The organism is Shinella sp. GW835-FHT14H05 (assembly GCF_058793575.1).
This window is the reverse complement of sequence record NZ_JBXAFY010000008.1, coordinates 122,705-140,844: the sequence shown is the minus strand read 5'-3', so window position 1 is coordinate 140,844 and position 18,140 is coordinate 122,705. Positions and strand designations below refer to the sequence as shown.

The window sequence follows — 18,140 nt, the reverse complement described above, 5'->3', positions numbered from 1 at the left end:
CTTTTCCACCGACCTCAAAGGAGACAAAATGTCGGAAGAAACCGAAACCCGCCGCCTGCTCGACGCCCTGTTCGGCACGATGGAAGATGGCGTCATCCCCGCCACGGAAACCGGCGTTGCGGCCGGAAACAAGGTCTTCGGCGCAGCATTGCTGCGCAAGTCGGACCTGTCGACGGTCCTCGTCGAAACCAACAACGAGATGGAAAACCCGCTGTGGCACGGGGAGGTCCATACCCTGAAGCGGTTCTACGAGATGCCGCAATGCGACCGGCCGGACTCGAAAGATCTCATCTTCCTGTCGACGCACGAGCCCTGCTCGATGTGCCTTTCGGCGATCACCTGGGCCGGCTTCGACAACTTCTTCTATTTCTTCAGCCACGAAGATTCCCGCGACGCGTTTTCCATCCCGCACGATCTGAAAATCCTGAAGGAAGTCTTCACACTGGACGCCGGCGGTTACAACAAGACGAACGCCTTCTGGAAAGGCCGATCGATCCAAGCCCTGATCGACCGCCTTCCCGAGCCGCAGCGCGAGGAGTTCAAGGAGCGAGCCGAAGCCATCCGCCTGAAATACGACGATCTCTCCGTCGTCTACCAGACAAGCAAGGACGGCAACGCCATCCCCCTCAACTAACCTCTTTCTTACCCAGCTCCTCCCCGGGCACGCTGCCGGTGGTTTTTGCCCTCGGCGGCGCGTTTGGTGTCGGGCGATCAACCGACCAAATTCTTCGATCCGGTCATCGAGCCTCTGCCATCACTGTGGCAGGCGGAAATGGTCGTCGATGTGAGGGCGGTGGCGGGTTTACTTCTGCCGGCCGATCGCCTTGCGGTAGCTGCCGAACGGCTTGCTCCCTCGACCGTCAGCCCATGCACGGCTTCGGCATCCGGATCGACATAGAGTGCATCGACCGGGCGATAAACCTCGCACATGAAGCAGGTCTGGCAGGATGCCTGCCGCAGGATCAGCGGCGGTCCTTCGGGCATCGCCTCGAAGACATTGGTGGGCCAGACCCTGGACGCAGAGAATGCAGTCCGTGCAGGTGTCGGTATTGGGAACCTCGATCATTATTCGGCGGCCTCCCTGTATACCCCCGGATCGGTCGTCTCCTGCCTCACGGCGGCCTGGGCCTGGCGCAGTTGCAGCGCCGCAGATCGGTTCGCGGGTGGCATTGTCGCTCGCGGCATTAAAGCCGGCAACGGTGGCGGTACAGGCGAGGCGGTCAGCCGCAGGATCGCCTTCACCTGATCCGTTTCAGCAAGATCGAGCGGGGCATAGACGGGCTCGGAAGCAGGATGCGGGCGATGATCGAGCGGCCACAGGCAGAGCCTGCGCGCTCGATCAGGCTTTCATCCCGGCGGTAGAACTGGGCAAAGCGATAGAGCGCCATCTTGGTGCTCGAGGCGAAGGCCGGCGATATGGCGTAGGCGGAGGAGAACTCGATGCCGGAGAGTTCGACGCCCGCCTCCGCGCCCATCAGGTAGCCGCCGCCCGTCGGCACGTCGCAGCCGAGCGCCTTGCTCATGAAGGCGCAGCCGCCCGTTGCCAGCAAGACCGCGCCTGCCTGGACCGCCCAGTGGCCACCTTCCTGCCGGCGCAGGCCCGTCGCGCCCATGACTGCGGCGCCATCGCTCACCAGCCGGGTAGCAGGATGGTGGTCGAGGATTGTGATGCCGGCATTCTTCACCTTGCGGCGCATCAGCCGCATATATTCCGGCCCCTGGACGGAAAGGCGTTGCTGCTCGCCCTTTTCGTTGACGGGGAAGGGATAACCCCAGTCCGCCAGCCGATTGACGCTTTCATAGGTCTTGTCGAGGACGGGCACCATCCACGAGCGCTCGGAGAGGTAACCGCCCATCGCCTCGCGACTTGCCATCGCCGCTTACCGCTCCTCTGGGTCCGGCGGCACGTACCAGATCTGGGTGCCGGCGGAGGCGGTGGCGCCGGAACTGCCACAATAGCCCTTGTCGATCAGGACAACCTTGGCACCGCTTGCCGCGGCTTCAAGCGCTGCCCAGCATCCCGCCGGACCACCGCCGATCACGAGCACGTCGCAGGCGATCTCGGTTGCAGGTGTGGTGGTAAAGTCGGCGTCTTGCGAGGGCAGCGTCATGACAGAAATCCTTTGAGGTAAGAAATCTTATTGCGGTTTAAATCTATGTATTGCATAGGTTTTTGAGTTGTTTCTGGAGTTCGTCCATGCCCATCGCCAGCCTCGCCATGTATGTTAGCCCGGAGCCGGTCGCGCAGGCGACGCGGCTGTTTTGGGAGGCGCTCGGCACGCGGCTGCGGGACTTTGGGCTTGATGCGCCCCAAGCGCTTGACGACGGTGTGCGCTACGACGAAGCGTGGCTTCGCCCGGACCTGCTGTTCGGCCAGACCTGCGGCTATCCCTACGTCCAGCATCTGCGCGGCAAGGTGCAGCTGGTCGCTTCCCCCGTTTACGGGCTTCCCGGCTGCGATGGTCCGCTCAAATGCAGCTTCATCATCGTGAATGCAGCGTCCTCCGCACAGTCGATCGAGGAGCTGAGGGGCGGGCGGGCCGCGATCAACGAGCCCGGCAGTAATTCCGGCTACAACCTGTTTCGCGCTTTCGTGGCGCCGCATGCAGTGGATGGGCGCGTCTTCGCCTCCGTGCTGGAGACCGGCGGCCATCGGGCGAGCATCGATGCCGTTTCGAGCGGGGCGGCCGATGTCGCGGCGATCGACTGCGTGACCTTCGGCAACACTCTGCGCTTCGATCCCGAGCGTGTCGCCGGCGTGCGTATCCTGGCGGAAACGGCGAAGGGGCCGGGCCTGCCCTTCATTACCGCCGCCTCGACGTCGGCAGCGGACCTGGCAACCCTGCGGCGCGCGCTGGCGCAGACCATTGCCGATCCCGCACTTGCCGAAGTCTGCGATACGCTCTCGCTGCGCGACATCAGCCTGCTCGGCGATGCCGACTACGAGGTCCTGGCGGAGCTGGATCGGGATGCTGCGCGCCATGGCTACCCCGCCATCGCTTGAGAGAGGACGGCCGGTTCCGCGGCGAGCGGAAAATGGCAGGCGACACTGCGGCCACCCGTTCCGGCCTGGAGGGCGGGCACTTCGGCCGCGCATTTCGGCTGGGCGAGGGGGCAGCGTTTGTGGAAGCGGCATCCGGATGGCGGATTGCTCGGGCTCGGCAATTCACCGGACAGCACGATGCGCTCGCGCCGGCGGCGGAGCTCCAGCGAAATTCCGTCGACGGCGGTCAGCCGGTCGTAGCGGACCACCGTATCCTTCAGGGTGAGAACCGGTGCCACCATCACGCGGCCTCCAGCCAGCAGGAGAACACGTGCCCGCCGCCCGTCTGGCGGCGCGGCGGCGAGTGCCTTGCCGCTTTCCGCGTCGATCGCGGTGAAGGCGATTCTCGCCGAATTGAAAGGCGATTTCCGCGGTCTTCTGCTCGCCGATCGGCTTGCCGACGATCTGCTGGAAGTGCGACTGGATCGGACCTTTATGGTCGGGATTGATTTCAAGCACGAACTGTTCGCGCGGCGTCCATTCCTTCAGCGCATAGGGGCCGCTGCCGATCAGCTTCGTGGCGATCGCCTTTTCGCCGAGCGCTTCGAAAGCCTTCCTGGAGAGGATGCGGCCGAGCCATCGGGGAGCGCAATCGTATAGAGTGCCGGCGCCGGGTTCGTCAGGATGATGCGGCCTTCGAGCGGGCCGGTCACGTCAACGCGGTCGAGCGCGGACCAGTCCTTGGCATAGGTAACGGGCTTGCCTTCGCTATCCGGCTTGATGAAGCGTTCGAAAGAGAACTTCATATCTTCCGCCGTCAGGTCGCGTAGCCGCCGGTAGAGGCGAGGCTACTGCGCAGCTTGAAGCGGATTTCCTTGTCCGACACTTGCTCCAGCTCTTCGGCGGCATCGAGCTCCCATTCGGGCGAGCCCGGCTTGAAGGAGATCAGGCCCTGCTGCACCGACCAGATCACGTTGAGATCGACCGGGCCGGAGCGGTTGGCCGGGTCTAGGATGGCGAGATCCTTGTCGGCATGCCGCTCTGGCTCTATCTTTTCGGCTTCGTCTATATCGCAACGGCGCTTTCCAGGCTGCGGTCCTTCGCCGAGCATCGCTATGCCGACCACCACGACGAACGCACGGCGATCGTCGAAAACAGCCCGCTGTTCGGGCTGCTGTTCCTCTACAACAACCTGCATGTGCTGCACCACAAGCGGCCAGGCGTTCCATCGGTACAGGGATGCGCTGATCGAGATCAATGGCGGCCTGGTCTATGACGGCTATCTCGACGTGGCACGCCGCTTCCTGCTGAAGCCGCATGATGCCCCCCGCCATCCTCGCCACACGCAATCCGATTTCACGGTCACTGAGGACGTCTACGAGGCTGACGACCCGCATTCGGCGGAACTCAGGGTGTTTTGACCGCTCCGCTTCGGCTAAGGCTTACCCTCTTCGATCTTCGGAAGAAACCAGGCGAGCAGGCCCGCGAGCGGGAGGAAAGAGCAGATATAATACACCGTCTCGACGCCGTAGCTGTCAGCGAGAATTCCGAGAAGGGCGGCGGCGATGCCGCCGAGGCCGAAGTTCAGGCCGTAAAACAGCCCGCCGATCAGTCCGATGCGGTGCGGCAGAAGCTCGATGGCGTAGATCAGGATCGAGGCGAAGGCGCTTGCCATGATCAGGTTGATCAGCACGGTGAGCACGCCCGTCCAGAACAGATCGACGTGCGGCAGGAGCAGCGTCAGGGGAAGCGGCCCCAGGACGGAAATCCAGATGATCCGATAGCGCCCGATCCGATCGCCAATAATCCCGCCGATAAGCGCGCCCGCGGCCGAGGCCAGCAGGAAGATGAACAGCATCATCTGTGCCGACGGGATGGAGAGACCGAACCTCTCCATGAGGTAGAACGTGTAGAACGACCGGAAGCTTTCGCCATACGCGTTCTTGGTGAACATCAGCAGGGTCAGAACCACCAGGGCCAGGCCGATCGTAGCGGGAGCGTGACGGACCGTGCCGCCCACCTTCTTGCCATTCGCCCGCAGGGCCGCGAATTCTGCGCTAATCTGGCGCTGTTTGCTGCCGATCCAGAGCAGGAGCGCCATGGCCAGCAAAGCAAGCACGGCGAACCATGCGAGGCTCGGTTGGCCCCATGGCACGATGATGAGCGCCGCAAACACCGGGCCGAGCGCGCCGCCGGCCTGGCCGCCCACCTGGAAGAGCCCCTGCGCCAGTCCCTGCCGGCCGCCGGCCGCGTAGCGCGCCATGCGCGTCGCTTCCGGGTGGAAGATGGAGGATCCGATGCCGATCAGGGCGACCGAGACGAGGATAACCGCATAGCTGTGCGCAAATGCGAGGCTGACGAGCCCGGAAAGGGTGAACATCATGCCGACGACCGGCGAATAGGGGGCCGGATGTTTGTCCGTCACCATGCCGATGGCCGGCTGCAGCAGCGATCCGGCAATCTGGAAGGTCATGGTGATCATGCCGATCTGCACGAAATCCAGCGCATAGGCATCCTTCAGGATCGGATAGGCGGCCGGGATGAGCGATTGCATCAGGTCGTTGAGGAGATGGCTGAAACCCAGAACGACCAGAACGGCAAGGTGGGTTTTGGCACGCGAGGCGGTGGGAACGGCGGCTGTCATAGCTGTTTTCGTGATCTTTCGGAAAAACATAAAGTATCCGACTCAGATCGTATTGTTCTTCCGCTCATCAGGGCAAGGGCTGCCGGTACTTTCAAGTGAAAGATATCAAGCCGGATAGGGGCTCGCCATGCGCAGCCAGCGCACATCCATATCGCCGGCGAGCATCGTGTGGCGCTTGGCAAGGAACTCTTTCACATAGGGCTGCGAGAGGTGCGCCTCGAGATGCGCCGTGCTTGCCCAGACCTCGTAAAAGACAAAGAGATCCGGATCGGCGCGGTCGCGATGGACATGGTACTGCAAAACGCCGTCTTCCTCGCGCGTCGGGTCGACGAGGGCAAGCAGGGCAGTTTCCAGGGCGTCGGCCATGCCTGCCTTGGCGCGGGCTTGTCCGGCAAGCGCATAGGGGCCGATTTCATCTGTGCCTCGTGCGGGAAGGGTGAAGGCCGGGCTCGACATGGCATTTCCTTTTGGTATGAATTGCACCGTACCTATCATTGCATAAGGTATGATGCAATCCATACCTTGGAGTGTTCGCATGGATCATGAAGGTCATCCTGACGAGGAGGAGATCGCGTTTGGCAGCGTCCTGTCGGCGCTGGCGGACCCGCTGCGGCGGCAGGTCGTCATGGAACTGGCGCTGGCGCCGGCCGGAACGGAGCGCACCTGCGTTTCCTTCGGACTGCCGGTCAGTAAGGCGACGCTGACACACCATTTTCGCGTTCTTCGCGAGGCGGGGCTGATCCGTCAGGTCGACCGAGGCAACAGCCGGGCGGCGACGCTGAGGCGCGACGAGATCGATCGGCGCCTGCCGGGCTTGCTCAATCTCGTCGCTGCGGGGAAGGCGAGCGCCTGAACGGTGTGGGAATCCCATTAAGCCGACATGTTACGCCGCATCCAGCTCTCGGCTACTCGTCCGGGCGGTGCGCCGCGGTGAGCGTCCCATGACGCGCTTGAAGGCTGCGCTGAATGCCGCTTCCGAACTGTAGCCCACCGAATGGGCGATCTCGGCGACGGAACTGCCGCCGCGGCGCAGCGCGCGGTCTGCCTGGCGCATGCGCCACTCGGTCAGATAGGCAAGCGGCGGAATGCCGGCGACGGCCCGGAAATGCGTCGCGAAGGCGGTCCGCGACATGGCGGCGGCACGGGCGAGTTCCGGCAAGCTCCAGGAGTGCCCAAGGTTGCCCTGCATCAGCGCCAATGCCGGCACAAGCCGCGGGTCGCAGGCGACGCGCAGCCAGCCGGGCTCGATCTGAGCGGCGGCCGCGAGGTGGCGGCGCAGGATCTGGATCAGCAGCAGGTGCGCGAGGCTGGAGCAGGCCATTTCCGCTCCGGGAGCACGCCCCGCGGCCTCTTCGACCAATTCCCCGATCAGCGCGCCAAGGCGGCCTGCGCCGCTCTGCGAGGCGGGGATGTGCAGGAAATCCGGCAGACTTTCCACCATCAGCCGCCCGCCCGCGTGATCGGTGTCGAGATGGCCGCCGAGGAACAGGAAATCGTCGCCTTGGCCGACCGGTACGATCGCCGCGCCAGCGCCCGCAAAAATCGCATGCGCCGGCTTCGGCGCCAGCGACAGGTCGGTCGTCACGGTGAAACCGGCATTGCGTGTCAGGAGGAAGACGTCGCCGGCTTCTAGCGGGAACGGTGTCGCGGTTCCGTCGAGCACCAGAAGGCAGGAGCCGCGTCCGATCACGAAGAACTTGATCTTGCGCGGCGGATCGAACCGGATCGACCAGTCGCCACCGCCGATGAAGCCACCGGCATAGATCATCCGGGCATCGATCAGTTCAAGGGTTTGGGACAGGGGATCACGGGCCATTTCTGAACTCTGGCTATAGAATGAGGGATTATTGCGCATTCAAAATACAGGAAGAAGAGCGCATATCCAAGCCATAGCGATCAACCACCGGAGTTTGCAACAATGACCACGCCCCAGAAACCGCTTGGATCGGGCTTTTTAGCCTACACGACCTCGATCGACGTCATCCGTGGTATCGACCTGACCGGCAAGCTTGCCATCGTCACGGGCGGTTATGCCGGTCTTGGCCTCGAAGCCGCCCGTACGCTGGCCTCCGCTGGTGCGCGCGTCATCGTGCCGGCGCGGGATGTCGAGCGCGCCCGCCGGGCGATCGCCGAGATCGGCGGCGGCATCGAGGTCCAGCCGATGGACCTCACGGACCCGGCCTCGATCGATGCTTTTGCCCGCGGCATCGTCCAGTCGGGCCTGCCGCTCCACATCCTGATCAACAGCGCCGGCATCATGGCCGTGCCCGAACGCACGCAGGATGCCCATGGAAACGAGATGCAGTTCTCGACCAATCATCTTGGTCATTTTCAGCTGACGCTGCGGCTCTGGCCGGCGCTCATCCGCGCGAACGGTGCGCGCGTCGTCTCCGTCTCGTCCATGGGGCATCGCTTCTCGGATATCGTCTGGGACGACATCAACTATGAAAACCGGGCCTATGACCCGTGGAACGCCTACGGTCAGTCGAAGACCGCCAACATTCTGTTTGCGGTCGAGCTTGACCGGCGCGGCCGCGAGCATGGCATTCGTGCGTTCTCGTTGCATCCGGGCGGCATCATAACCGGCCTTGCCAAGCATCTGTCGGTCGAGCGGCTGAAGGAGATGGGCAATCTCGACGCCAACGGGGAGCCGGTCATCGATCCCGACCGCGACATGAAATCCATCCCGCAGGGTGCCGCCACCCATGTCTGGTGCGCAGTCAGCCCACAGCTCGATGACAAGGGCGGTGTCTTCTGCGCCAGCTCGGATATTGCGGAGCTCGAAGACGGCAAGGTCACGATGACGCTCGAAGGCCGCGACCGGCGGACGTCCAAAGTGGCTCCCTATGCCATCGACCCGGCCTCGGCAGAGCGGCTGTGGAAGCTCAGCGAGGCCATGACGGGAAGCAGCCTGCCGGCTTGAGCCCAGCCATTCTGCGAGAGCTATAGATCACCCGAAGAGATTGGTGGCGGCATTGTTTGCCGCCACAATTGTTTGGACGGCACTGTAACGTTATTCTTGCAGCCGAGCGACTTCGACCGCGCACCCGGGACCGCGCCGGCCCCTGCCAAAAACATCCGGCATACCCTTTCCATCAGCGTTCACGAGGAATTTTGTTTCCCTTTCGCACGGACATTCTCAAGTCCCTTGTGCGTCGTCGCGATCAAGGGTATGGTTATCGTGTTGAAGGGTTGTCGTACAACATAGGAGTTTTGGACGACGACTGCGCAAAGGGTTCAGGCAGCCGGGCCGAACCGGCGGGGAACGGAATTTCCATTGTTTCACGGGAGGAACGAGAATGACTGATGGAAGTCAATTTGCACATTTCGGAACGATGAAGCGGCGCACGCTGCTGCTCGGCGCGGCTTCTGGCCTGGCGGTCGCCGCCATGCCCGGGCGCATCTTCGCGCAAGGCGCGCCGACGCTGGTCACGTCGATCCGTTCGCTTTCCAATCCTTACCATGCCGTCTGGAAGTCCGGCGCCGAGGCTTTCGCCAAGTCGGTCGGGCTTGAGCATGTCACGCTCGTCTCCGAAGGCAACAGCGAGAAGGGCATCGCCGACATCAAGGCCATGCTCGCCAAGACCGGTGGCAACATGGTGCTGAACTCGGATCCGAACGACACGCCGGACGCCCGTCCGATCGTCGAGGCCTGCAAGGCGGCGGGCGCCTATGTGGTCACGCAGTGGAACAAGCCGGCCGACCTGCATCCGGTCGATTTCAACCCGAACTACGTTTCGCATATCGAATTCGACGGCATCGCCAGCGGCAAGCAGATTGCGGAAGTGCTGTTCAGCGCGATCGGCGGATCGGGCGGCATCGTGGCGCTCGGCGGCATGATCTCGACGACGGCGGCCATCGAGCGCAAGAAGGGCCTCGATGAGGCGCTGGCCGCCAATACGAACATCAAGCTGCTCGATTTCCAGGTCGCCAACTGGAAATCCACCGAAGCCTTCGACCTGACGGGCAACCTGCTCACCCGCTTCGGCGACGAGATCAAGGGCATCTGGGCGGCGAACGACGACATGGGCACCGGCGCGCTGGAAGCGCTTCGCGCGGAAGGCCTTGCCGGCAAGGTGCCGGTGGTCGGCATCGACGGCATCAAGGCGGCGGTGGATGCGGTGCGCAGCGGCGAATTCGCCTGCACCATCACCTCCGACCCGTTCTGGCAGGGGGGCATCGGCCTTGCGCTCGGCCTGGCGGCGCTGACCAAGAAGCTCGATCCGACGGCGGAGCCGCCGGAGCATCGCGAGTTCTACGGCAAGGTCGTCGCGATCACCAAGGACAATGTCGAGGAATATTACAAGACGAATGTCGAGGCGCAGCCGACGATCGACTGGAACGACCTGTGGGGTCGTGTCGTCGGCCAGATCCGGACCTGACGAGAGCATCCATCTTCCCAAGGACCCGGCGCGGCGCGCCGGGTTTTGTCGCCGGCGATCGCTTCGCCGGCGACCTTTCAGCCTTTGAAGCGGAGTGTTTCCTTTGACTGCCAATTCTGACAGCATGAAGGTCGTGGAACACGCGGGGGAGGCATCGACCATGCGAGGCTTGTTCGCGCGTTTTGCGGGAAGGGGCGGGGGCAAGGCCTTGCGCCGGTTCGCCCCTCTGGTCGTGCTCATCGTTCTCTGCGTGCTCATCGCGATCGCCAACCCGAATTTCATTGAGCCGCGCAATCTCATCCGCATCGCCAACTCCGCGGCGGTGCCGCTGACGCTCGCCATGGGCATGACCTTCATCATCCTGATGGGCAGCATCGACCTGTCCGTCGAGGGTGCCCTGTCGGTCTCGGCGATGGTGCTCGTGATGCTTGCCGCCAACGACCTCAACGGCAACGATTACGGCTGGCTGGCCGTGCTGGTGGCGATCGCCGCGAGTGTCGCGATCGGTCTGCTCAACGGCCTCATCCAGACGATGCTGCGCATCCCCTCCTTCATGGCGACGCTCGGCATGTGGTTCATCGGGCTCGGCATATCGGTCTACATGCTCGGCGGGTCGGCCGTGCGGCTGTCGGATGCCTCCATTCGCGCGCTTTCGCTGGAGCGTTTCCTCGGTTTCCCGCTGGCGGTCTTCGTGGCTCTTGCCGCCTTCCTGCTGGCGGTGGTGATCCAGTATCATACAAGGCTCGGCCGCCATATCGTGGCGATCGGCGGCGGCGAGGACGTGGCCGAACTCTCTGGTGTCAGCCTCGTGCGGGTGCGCATCCTTGCCTTCGGCGTGGCCGGCTTCTTCTTCGGCGTGGCGGGCGTGCTGTCCGCGGCACAGCTCGGCCAGTCGAACGCCGTCATCGCCGACGGTCGGCTGTTTGCCGCCGTCACGGCCGTCGTCGTCGGCGGCACGGCGCTGACGGGCGGCGAGGGCGGCGTGCTGAACACGCTCGCCGGCGTCCTCATCGTCACGGTGCTTGCCAACGGCATGGTGCTGCTCGGCATTTCCCCCTACGTGCAGCAGACCGTGCAGGGCCTGCTGATCATCGCGGCGGTCGCGCTTTCGCTGGACCGCCTGCGCCTCAAGATCGTGAAGTGACCGCCATGCTGAGCGTGAACGCAATCTCCAAATCCTTCCTGGGCGTGAAGGCGCTCAAGGATGTCTCCATCGAGATCAGGCCGAACGAGGTGATCGGCCTGATCGGCGAGAACGGCGCCGGCAAGTCGACGCTGATGCGCACGCTGGCCGGCACGCTGCGGCCCGACAGCGGCACGCTGACGCTCGATGGCGAGCCGCTGCGCCTGCGCGGCACGCGCGACGCGGCGCTGCACGGCATCGGCATGGTGTTCCAGGAACAGTCGCTGCTCCTCAACATGTCGGTCGCCGAAAACATCTATCTCGGCCAGGAAGACCGGTTCACCCGCTTCGGCATCGTCAACTGGCGAGCGATGCGCGCGGCCGCGCGCCGGCAGCTTGCCAAGATCGGCGTCGACATCGATGTGACGACGCGCACCGCCGAACTGTCCTTCGCCGCCCGCCAGATGGTGGAGCTCGCCAAGGCGCTGACGCTGGAGGAATCGGTGTCGCGCCAGCTCGTCATCCTGCTCGACGAGCCGACCTCGGTGCTGACCGCCGCCGATATCGAGGTGCTGTTCGATCGGGTGCGCGCGCTCAAATCGCGCGCCAGCTTCGTCTTCGTCTCGCACCGGCTCGACGAGGTGCTGCGCATCTCCGACCGCGTCTATACGATGAAGGACGGCGAGGTGGTCGCCGAGCACAAGGCTTCCGATGTGACGGCGCCGCAGCTGCACGAGATCATGGTCGGCCGCGGCCTCCAGACGGAATATTACAAGGAGCCGCGCCAGAAGCCGCCGCGCCCCGACGTGGTGCTCGAAGCCAATGGCCTCGGCGTCAAGGGCGCCTTCCACAACCTGGATTTCAAGATCCATGCCGGCGAAATCCTCGGCATTGCCGGCGTCGTCGGCTCCGGCCGCGAGGAGCTGAGCCGCACGCTCGGCGGCTTCATGCCGCAGAGCGAAGGCGTGCTGAAGGTCCGCGGCGAGGAGGTGCGGTTCACCTCGCCGGAACAGGCGGTGAAGAAGAGCATCGGCTACATCCCGCGCGAGCGCCGCTATGAGGGGCTGGTGATGTTCCTGTCGATTGCCGAAAACATCTCGCTCCCCGATCTTTCCAGCGTCATGCGCGGCGGCGCCATCGATTATGGCAAGGAACGGCGGCTGGCGGCGGAGTGGATAAAGAAGCTGAAGATCAAGGCGCCCGGCCCCGATGTCGCCTGCCGCAAGCTTTCGGGCGGCAACCAGCAGAAGGTCGTGCTCGCGCGATGGATGACGGCGGGCTCGCGCATCCTCATCCTCGACCACCCGACGCGCGGCCTCGATGTCGGCGCGAAGGAGGAGGTCTACGACCTCGTGCGCGACCTCTGCGACCAGGGCATCGCGATCGTGCTTCTCTCCGACACGCTGGAGGAGACCATCGGCCTGTCGCATCGGGTGCTCGTCATGCGTGACGGCGCGGTGACGGCGCATTTCGATGCGGCGGCGGGCAGCAAGCCGGACCAGGTCGATCTGGTGCGGGAAATGGTGTGAGGAGACGGCCATGAAGAAGTTTTCCGATAGGATCGCGGCCGGCTGGTTCCAGGGCGCCATTCCGCCAGCCCTGCTCGTCCTGCTGATCGTGATCGTCGAGATCGGCTCGCCGGGTTTCCTGACGGGCGAGACGCTGGCGCTGCTGCTCGCCAACACCGCCGTCCTCTTCATCCTGGCGACGGGCGTCACCTTCGTCATCCTACTCGGCGGCATCGACCTCTCCATCCAGGCGGTCGCGTCGCTGGCGAGCGTCATCCTCGCCCAGCTTTTGCCGTCGCTCGGCATTCTTGCCTTTCCGGTTGCGATCGCGGCGGGAACCGTCTTCGGCATCCTCAGCGGTGTCGTGCATGTGCGCCTGCGCGTGCCGTCCTTCGTGGCGACGCTGGCGACGGGGGGCGTCGTCGCCGGCATCGCGCTGTGGATCGCGCAAGGCCGCGCCATCACCATCGAGGAGGCCGGGCGGCAGAACACGATGTGGATCAACGGCACGGTCGGCGGCCTTCCGGTCGTGGCGATCCTGGCGGCCGGCGTCGGCCTCGTAAGCTTCCTCGTCCTGCGCTACACCCGGTTCGGCCGCTACAGTTTCGCGGTCGGGGCAGGCGAGCCGGCGGCGCTGGCGGCGGGCGTCAATGTCGACCGCGTGAAGATCGTCGCCTTCGCCCTGTCGGGAACACTCTCGGCCATAGCCGGGGTCATCCTCGCCTCGCGCCTTTCAAGCGGATCGCCGAGCCTCGCCAACCAGCTGCTGCTGCCGGCCATCGCCGCCGTCATCGTCGGCGGCACGGCGATTACCGGCGGGCTCGGCGGTGTGGCGCGCACGGCCGTCGGCGCGCTGATCATCTCGATCGTACGGATCGGCATGACCTTCGTCGGCGTCAACATCTTTGCGGAAAACGTGGTGTTCGGCGCCGTGCTCATCATCGCGGTCGCTATCACCATTGACCGCAGCAAGATCCCGGTCATCAAGTGACATGGCCGGTTCGGGCGGAAACTCTCCCATTCGCCCGCTGGGGAGCCGCGCCATCGGGCGCGGCTCCCTCCATTGGCGATCAGGACCCCGCTATTTGCGGTCAGGACATCGTGTCGAGGTCGATCAGCTCGATCTTGTAGCCGTCCGGGTCCTCGATGAAGGCGATGTGCGTCGTGCCGTGCTTCATCGGCCCAGGCGGACGCGGAATGCGGGCGCCCTGCTTTTCCAGCGCGCTGCAGACGGCGTAGATGTCGCGCACGCCGAGCGCGAGGTGCCCGAAGCCGGTGCCGAGGTCATAACCCTCCTCGCGGCCCCAATTGTAGGTCAGCTCGACGACGGTGTCCGTCTCTTCCGGACCGTAGCCGACAAAGGCATTGGTGAACTTGCCCTCGGGATAGTCGTCGCGGCGCAGCAGCGTCATGCCGAGAAGCTCGGTGTAGAACTTGATCGAGGCGTCGAGGTCGAAAACCCGGATCATCGTGTGCATCATGCGGAACTGGCTCGGTGCATCGGCCATGGTGGCATTCCTCCATTAAGTGGCAGTTTTCATTCTGACTTCCACATCGGAACGGCTTTGGAAAAAGTGTGGCCGCCCTTGATGTTCCTTATCAGTGTTGTATGATAACCATGCAAGTAGGATACTTGTCCAGCCCTTCGGGCGAGCGAGGAGAAGAAGTGATGAACGTGGCGGGTTCCGCGCGCGAAAAAAAGCTGGCGGCGCTTTTGGCGGAGTTGCCGGCCGGCCTTCTCCTGACCGCGCCGGAAGACATGGAACGCTACACGCGCGACTGGACGGGCGATCACCACGGCCTGCCGCTCGCCGTCGCGCGGCCCCGCTCGACCGCCGACGTCTCGAGCCTGCTCGCCCTCTGTTCGCAAAACGGCATCGGCGTCGTGCCGCAGGGCGGGCTGACCGGGCTAGTCGGTGCGGCTGTCGCCTCCACGCCGCGCGACGAGGTCGTCGTGTCGCTCGACCGCATGAACCGGGTGCGTTCCGTCAGCCCCATCGACTATGCCATGGTCGTCGAGGCCGGCTGTATCCTGGAGGATGCCAAGGCTGCGGCGGAGGCGCAGGACCGCATCCTGCCGATCACTTTTGGCGCGCAGGGCAGCTGCCGGATCGGTGGCAACGTTGCCACCAATGCCGGCGGGTTCAACGTGCTGCGCTACGGCATGACGCGCGACCTGGTGCTGGGCCTCGAAGTGGTGCTGAGCGACGGCCGCATCTGGAACGGCCTCAAGCTCCTGCGCAAGGACAACCGCGGCTATGACCTCAAGCAGCTTTTCATTGGCAGCGAAGGTACGCTCGGCATCGTCACCGCGGTGTCGCTGAAGCTGTTCCCGAAGCCCAGCCAGATCGAGACCGCGCTGGTCGGCCTGCGCTCGGTTGCCGATGCCATGGAGCTTTACGCCCGGGCGCGGCGCGAATGCAGCGACCTGCTGAATGCCTTCGAGCTGATCCTGCGCGGCGGCATCGAGATCGCGCTTGCCGCCCGCAGCGATTTCCGCGAGCCCTTCGAGACGGTCTGCCCCGTCTATGTGTTGATCGAGGCCTCGGCCGGCGGGCGCGTCGACCTGCGCGCCATCCTTGAGGATTTCCTGATCGGTGCTTCCGATCTGGTGGTCGACGGCGCGGTGGCGACGAGCCGGGCGCAGGCAGCGCAGCTCTGGCTGCTGCGCGAGGTGATGGTGGAAGCGCAGGGGCGCGGCGGGCGTTACCTGCGCACCGACGTCTCCGTGCCGATCTCCAGCCTTGCCGGCTTCGTCGACGATGCACTTGTGGCCTTGGCCGCAAGCCACCCGCAGGCGCTCGCCGTCACCTACGGCCATGTCGGCGACGGCAACATCCATCTCAACATCGTGCCGCCGGTCGGCATGGACGATCCCGCCGATATCGAGCATCTGTTCCACGAGGCGGAGATGGTGATCTTCGACGTGGTCGACCGTTACGACGGTTCGCTCAGCGCCGAGCACGGCATCGGCCGCGTCAAGCAGGCAGCTTTCCTCGAACGGGTGGACCCCGTTTCGCTCGATCTCGCCTTCCGCATCAAGCGGGCACTCGATCCGGCGGCGATTATGAATATAGGTAGACTCCTGCCGTCCGAAGAGACGGACGAACGGGGTGATCCATGATGCTGAAACTCGACAAGGTCAATCGCGGTCCGCATTTGTCGACGCTGGTCGCAAGCTCCATCTCGCGCGAAATCGCGCAGGGGCGGCTGAAGCCGGGCGACCAGCTGCCGACCGAGCAGGCGCTGGCGCAGACCTTTGGCGTCAGCCGCAATGTCGTGCGCGAAGCGATCGCCCGGCTGCGGTCGGAAGGGCGCATCTGGTCGCAGCAGGGCCGCGGCGCCTTCGTGGCCGATGCGCAGAACACCACCGTCCTCACCATCGACCACGATTCCCTTCAGGAGGCGGATGCCTTCAAGAACCTGTTCGAGATCCGCGGCATCCTCGAAGTGGAGATTGCGGGCATCGCCGCGCAGCGCCGCACCGACGCGGATATCGATGCGATGAAGGAGGCGCTGGCGACCATGGCGGCAGCACCCTATGGCAGCGTCACCTGGCTGAAGACCGACCTCGAATTCCACCGCACCGTCGCCTCGGCCACGCAGAATTCCTACATGGCGCCCTTTCTGATGTTCGCCTCGGAGCGGGTGCGCGACAGCATCCTCGCCTCCGGCCACCAGCAGCGCTCGGATGATCTGGCGAGCATTACGCTCGGCGAACACCAGAGTATCCTGGATGCCATTGCGGCCGGCGATGTCGACGGCGCCCGGCGCGCCATGACCGAGCATCTTGCAGGCGCCGCGCGCCGCGTTGGTCTCCCGGCCGCGACTGTCGACCCCGACGGCGCGGACGATCATTTCGAAAAGGAATCATGAACATGGCAGGCAGGTTGCAGGGAAAGACGGCCGTCGTCACGGCCGCCGGGCAAGGCATGGGGCACGCGACCGTGCTCGCCTTCGCGCGCGAGGGCGCAAGGGTTGTGGCGACTGACATCGACGCCGGCAAGCTCGCGGCGCTTGACGGCATGGCCGGCGTGGAGACACGCGCCCTCGACGTGCTCGATCCGGAAGCGATCAAGCGCTTCGCCGCCTCGATTGCGGCACCCGACATCCTCTTCAACTGCGCCGGCTATGTGCACAACGGCACGATCCTCGACTGCGACGAGGACGCCTTCGACTTCTCACTCTCGCTCAACGTGCGCTCCATGTACCGCATGATCCGCGCCTTCCTGCCCGGCATGCTGGAGCGCGGCGGCGGGTCGATCGTCAACATGGCGTCGGTCGCCTCGACGGTCATCGCCGCGCCGAACCGCTTCATCTACGGCACGACCAAGGCCGCCGTCATCGGGCTTACCAAGTCGGTGGCCGTCGATTATGTGACGAAGGGCATCCGGGTGAACGCCATCTGCCCCGGCACGATCGAAAGCCCCTCGCTGCAGGACCGCATGCGCGCAACCGGCGACTATGATGCCGCCCGCGCCACCTTCATCGGCCGCCAGCCGATGGGCCGGCTCGGCACGGCTGGCGAAGTCGCCGAACTGGTCGTCTACCTCGCCAGCGACGAGTCCGCCTTCATGACCGGCAACGCCGTCGTCATCGATGGCGGCTGGACGAACGCCTGATCCGCTTTATTTCCACGGGAACAAGACCATGAAACTTCTCCGTTACGGTTCGCACGGCGCCGAAAAGCCGGGATTGCTTGATGCTGAAGGCCGCGTGCGCGACCTTTCCGTCCATGTCGACGATATTGCCGGCGGCGTGCTGACGAACGAGGGCATCGCACGCCTTGCGGCAATCGACCCGGCCACCCTGCCGCTCGTCGCCGATCCCGGCCGCATGGGACCGTGCGTGGCGCGCGTCGGCAAGTTCATCTGCGTCGGCCTCAACTATGCCGACCATGCAGCAGAGACCGGCGCGGAAATCCCCAAGGAACCGATCCTCTTCATGAAGGCGACCAGCGCCATCACCGGGCCGAACGACAACGTCATCATCCCGCGCAACTCGGTGAAGACCGATTGGGAGGTCGAGCTGGGCGTCGTCATCGGTGACGAGGCGCGCTACGTCTCGGAAGCCGATGCGATGAAGCATGTCGCCGGTTACTGCCTGATCAACGACGTCTCCGAACGCGCCTTCCAGGCCGAGCGCGGCGGGCAGTGGACCAAGGGCAAGTCGGCCGACAGTTTTGGGCCGATCGGCCCCTGGATGGTGACGCGCGACGAGATCGCCGATCCGCAGAACCTCGGCATGTGGTTGAAGGTCGACGGCGTTTCGCGCCAGAACGGATCGACGCGCACCATGGTCTTCGGCGTCGCCTTCCTCGTGCACTATATCTCGCAGTTCATGAGCCTGCAGCCGGGCGACATCATCTCGACGGGAACCCCACCCGGCGTCGGCCTCGGCATCAAGCCGGAGCCGATCTACCTCAAGGCCGGCCAGACCATTCGCCTCGGCATCGAGGGCCTTGGCGAGCAGCAGCAGCTCACCGTCGACGCGGCCTGAA

At 64.6% G+C, this 18,140-nt stretch carries 23 protein-coding genes and 1 pseudogene; 14 read left to right on the top strand and 10 right to left on the bottom strand.

Translation table 11 applies throughout. The features are described from left to right. Positions 1–28 precede the first annotated feature (28 nt). Positions 29–634, top strand: coding sequence for a nucleoside deaminase (locus AC1Q6Z_RS22945; RefSeq protein ID WP_435268876.1), 606 nt, complete (start codon positions 29–31; stop codon positions 632–634). Between the two features lie 77 nt (positions 635–711). Here the strand turns inward: AC1Q6Z_RS22945 and AC1Q6Z_RS22940 are convergent, their stop codons facing one another. After that, a complete protein-coding gene (locus AC1Q6Z_RS22940) occupies positions 712–930 on the bottom strand; it encodes a hypothetical protein (RefSeq protein WP_492649410.1) in 219 nt (72 codons plus the stop codon). Here AC1Q6Z_RS22940 and AC1Q6Z_RS22935 point away from each other — a divergent pair. Continuing rightward, entirely contained in the window at positions 929–1,246 is a 318-nt protein-coding gene (locus tag AC1Q6Z_RS22935; protein WP_435268875.1) for a hypothetical protein, read from the top strand. The two genes, AC1Q6Z_RS22940 and AC1Q6Z_RS22935, sit on opposite strands and share 2 nt — an antisense overlap. Here AC1Q6Z_RS22935 and AC1Q6Z_RS22930 read toward each other — a convergent pair. Together AC1Q6Z_RS22930 and AC1Q6Z_RS22925 are read right to left on the bottom strand one after the other, a co-directional pair. Next, a complete protein-coding gene (locus AC1Q6Z_RS22930; protein ID WP_492649409.1) occupies positions 1,239–1,874 on the bottom strand; it encodes an FAD-binding protein in 636 nt (211 codons plus the stop codon). The two genes, AC1Q6Z_RS22935 and AC1Q6Z_RS22930, sit on opposite strands and share 8 nt — an antisense overlap. A gap of 6 nt (positions 1,875–1,880) precedes the next feature. Next, the gene (locus AC1Q6Z_RS22925) at positions 1,881–2,111 is read right to left on the bottom strand and encodes an FAD-dependent oxidoreductase (protein WP_492649408.1); all 231 of its coding nucleotides are present in this window, start codon (positions 2,109–2,111) and stop codon (positions 1,881–1,883) included. A gap of 86 nt (positions 2,112–2,197) precedes the next feature. Between AC1Q6Z_RS22925 and AC1Q6Z_RS22920 the strand changes: the two genes are divergently transcribed. Further along, a complete protein-coding gene (locus tag AC1Q6Z_RS22920; protein ID WP_492649407.1) occupies positions 2,198–3,004 on the top strand; it encodes a phosphate/phosphite/phosphonate ABC transporter substrate-binding protein in 807 nt (268 codons plus the stop codon). Here the strand turns inward: AC1Q6Z_RS22920 and AC1Q6Z_RS22915 are convergent. The 3 genes from AC1Q6Z_RS22915 to AC1Q6Z_RS22905 form a co-directional block, all read right to left on the bottom strand. Continuing rightward, positions 2,986–3,285 carry an oligopeptide/dipeptide ABC transporter ATP-binding protein gene (locus AC1Q6Z_RS22915; protein ID WP_492649406.1) on the bottom strand — a complete coding sequence of 100 codons (300 nt, stop codon included), beginning with the start codon at positions 3,283–3,285 and terminating at the stop codon, positions 2,986–2,988. The genes AC1Q6Z_RS22920 and AC1Q6Z_RS22915 overlap by 19 nt on opposite strands. Continuing rightward, positions 3,167–3,532, bottom strand: a complete 366-nt coding sequence (locus AC1Q6Z_RS22910) for a hypothetical protein (RefSeq protein ID WP_492649476.1) — start codon at positions 3,530–3,532, stop codon at positions 3,167–3,169. The genes AC1Q6Z_RS22915 and AC1Q6Z_RS22910 overlap by 119 nt, the downstream gene beginning before the upstream one ends. Before the next feature lie 268 nt (positions 3,533–3,800). After that, positions 3,801–3,956 carry a hypothetical protein gene (locus tag AC1Q6Z_RS22905; RefSeq protein ID WP_435268870.1) on the bottom strand — a complete coding sequence of 52 codons (156 nt, stop codon included), beginning with the start codon at positions 3,954–3,956 and terminating at the stop codon, positions 3,801–3,803. 48 nt (positions 3,957–4,004) lie between these two features. Here AC1Q6Z_RS22905 and AC1Q6Z_RS22900 point away from each other — a divergent pair. Then, positions 4,005–4,404 (top strand): annotated as a pseudogene (locus tag AC1Q6Z_RS22900) (fatty acid desaturase); the annotation flags it as partial. A gap of 14 nt (positions 4,405–4,418) precedes the next feature. Here the strand turns inward: AC1Q6Z_RS22900 and AC1Q6Z_RS22895 are convergent. Together AC1Q6Z_RS22895 and AC1Q6Z_RS22890 are read right to left on the bottom strand one after the other, a co-directional pair. Next, complete coding sequence (locus AC1Q6Z_RS22895) at positions 4,419–5,627, bottom strand: MFS transporter (protein WP_492649405.1); 1,209 nt, start codon at positions 5,625–5,627, stop codon at positions 4,419–4,421. A gap of 105 nt (positions 5,628–5,732) precedes the next feature. Beyond that, the gene (locus AC1Q6Z_RS22890) at positions 5,733–6,083 is read right to left on the bottom strand and encodes a putative quinol monooxygenase (protein WP_492649404.1); all 351 of its coding nucleotides are present in this window, start codon (positions 6,081–6,083) and stop codon (positions 5,733–5,735) included. A gap of 79 nt (positions 6,084–6,162) precedes the next feature. On the opposite strand from AC1Q6Z_RS22890, the gene AC1Q6Z_RS22885 reads away from it, so the two are divergent. Then, the gene (locus tag AC1Q6Z_RS22885) at positions 6,163–6,480 is read left to right on the top strand and encodes an ArsR/SmtB family transcription factor (RefSeq protein ID WP_492649403.1); all 318 of its coding nucleotides are present in this window, start codon (positions 6,163–6,165) and stop codon (positions 6,478–6,480) included. A 30-nt stretch (positions 6,481–6,510) separates the two neighbouring features. Here the strand turns inward: AC1Q6Z_RS22885 and AC1Q6Z_RS22880 are convergent, their stop codons facing one another. After that, positions 6,511–7,443 carry an AraC family transcriptional regulator gene (locus AC1Q6Z_RS22880; RefSeq protein ID WP_492649402.1) on the bottom strand — a complete coding sequence of 311 codons (933 nt, stop codon included), beginning with the start codon at positions 7,441–7,443 and terminating at the stop codon, positions 6,511–6,513. A 102-nt stretch (positions 7,444–7,545) separates the two neighbouring features. Between AC1Q6Z_RS22880 and AC1Q6Z_RS22875 the strand changes: the two genes are divergently transcribed. The 5 genes from AC1Q6Z_RS22875 to AC1Q6Z_RS22855 all read left to right on the top strand — a co-directional run bounded on the left by AC1Q6Z_RS22875 (position 7,546) and on the right by AC1Q6Z_RS22855 (position 13,631). Then, the gene (locus AC1Q6Z_RS22875; protein ID WP_492649401.1) at positions 7,546–8,550 is read left to right on the top strand and encodes an oxidoreductase; all 1,005 of its coding nucleotides are present in this window, start codon (positions 7,546–7,548) and stop codon (positions 8,548–8,550) included. Between the two features lie 376 nt (positions 8,551–8,926). Further along, the gene (locus tag AC1Q6Z_RS22870) at positions 8,927–10,009 is read left to right on the top strand and encodes a sugar ABC transporter substrate-binding protein (RefSeq protein ID WP_435268864.1); all 1,083 of its coding nucleotides are present in this window, start codon (positions 8,927–8,929) and stop codon (positions 10,007–10,009) included. Positions 10,010–10,169: 160 nt separating this feature from the next. After that, positions 10,170–11,153, top strand: a complete 984-nt coding sequence (locus AC1Q6Z_RS22865) for an ABC transporter permease (protein WP_492649400.1) — start codon at positions 10,170–10,172, stop codon at positions 11,151–11,153. A 5-nt stretch (positions 11,154–11,158) separates the two neighbouring features. Further along, positions 11,159–12,661, top strand: a complete 1,503-nt coding sequence (locus AC1Q6Z_RS22860) for a sugar ABC transporter ATP-binding protein (protein WP_492649399.1) — start codon at positions 11,159–11,161, stop codon at positions 12,659–12,661. 10 nt (positions 12,662–12,671) lie between these two features. Then, complete coding sequence (locus AC1Q6Z_RS22855) at positions 12,672–13,631, top strand: ABC transporter permease (protein ID WP_492649398.1); 960 nt, start codon at positions 12,672–12,674, stop codon at positions 13,629–13,631. Positions 13,632–13,731: 100 nt separating this feature from the next. Here AC1Q6Z_RS22855 and gloA read toward each other — a convergent pair whose 3' ends face one another. Then, positions 13,732–14,148 carry a lactoylglutathione lyase gene (gene gloA / locus AC1Q6Z_RS22850; protein WP_492649397.1) on the bottom strand — a complete coding sequence of 139 codons (417 nt, stop codon included), beginning with the start codon at positions 14,146–14,148 and terminating at the stop codon, positions 13,732–13,734. A gap of 161 nt (positions 14,149–14,309) precedes the next feature. Here gloA and AC1Q6Z_RS22845 point away from each other — a divergent pair, with 161 nt between their 5' ends. From AC1Q6Z_RS22845 to AC1Q6Z_RS22830, 4 genes are read left to right on the top strand one after another with little or no spacing between them, the layout of a single operon-like run. After that, a complete protein-coding gene (locus AC1Q6Z_RS22845) occupies positions 14,310–15,764 on the top strand; it encodes an FAD-binding oxidoreductase (RefSeq protein WP_435268859.1) in 1,455 nt (484 codons plus the stop codon). Then, positions 15,761–16,516, top strand: a complete 756-nt coding sequence (locus AC1Q6Z_RS22840; protein WP_439618207.1) for a FadR/GntR family transcriptional regulator — start codon at positions 15,761–15,763, stop codon at positions 16,514–16,516. Before AC1Q6Z_RS22845 ends, AC1Q6Z_RS22840 begins: the two co-directional genes overlap by 4 nt. Before the next feature lie 2 nt (positions 16,517–16,518). Further along, positions 16,519–17,262, top strand: a complete 744-nt coding sequence (locus AC1Q6Z_RS22835) for an SDR family oxidoreductase (protein WP_492649396.1) — start codon at positions 16,519–16,521, stop codon at positions 17,260–17,262. Between the two features lie 28 nt (positions 17,263–17,290). Beyond that, the gene (locus tag AC1Q6Z_RS22830) at positions 17,291–18,139 is read left to right on the top strand and encodes a fumarylacetoacetate hydrolase family protein (protein ID WP_492649395.1); all 849 of its coding nucleotides are present in this window, start codon (positions 17,291–17,293) and stop codon (positions 18,137–18,139) included. The last annotated feature ends 1 nt before the right edge of the window (position 18,140 follow it).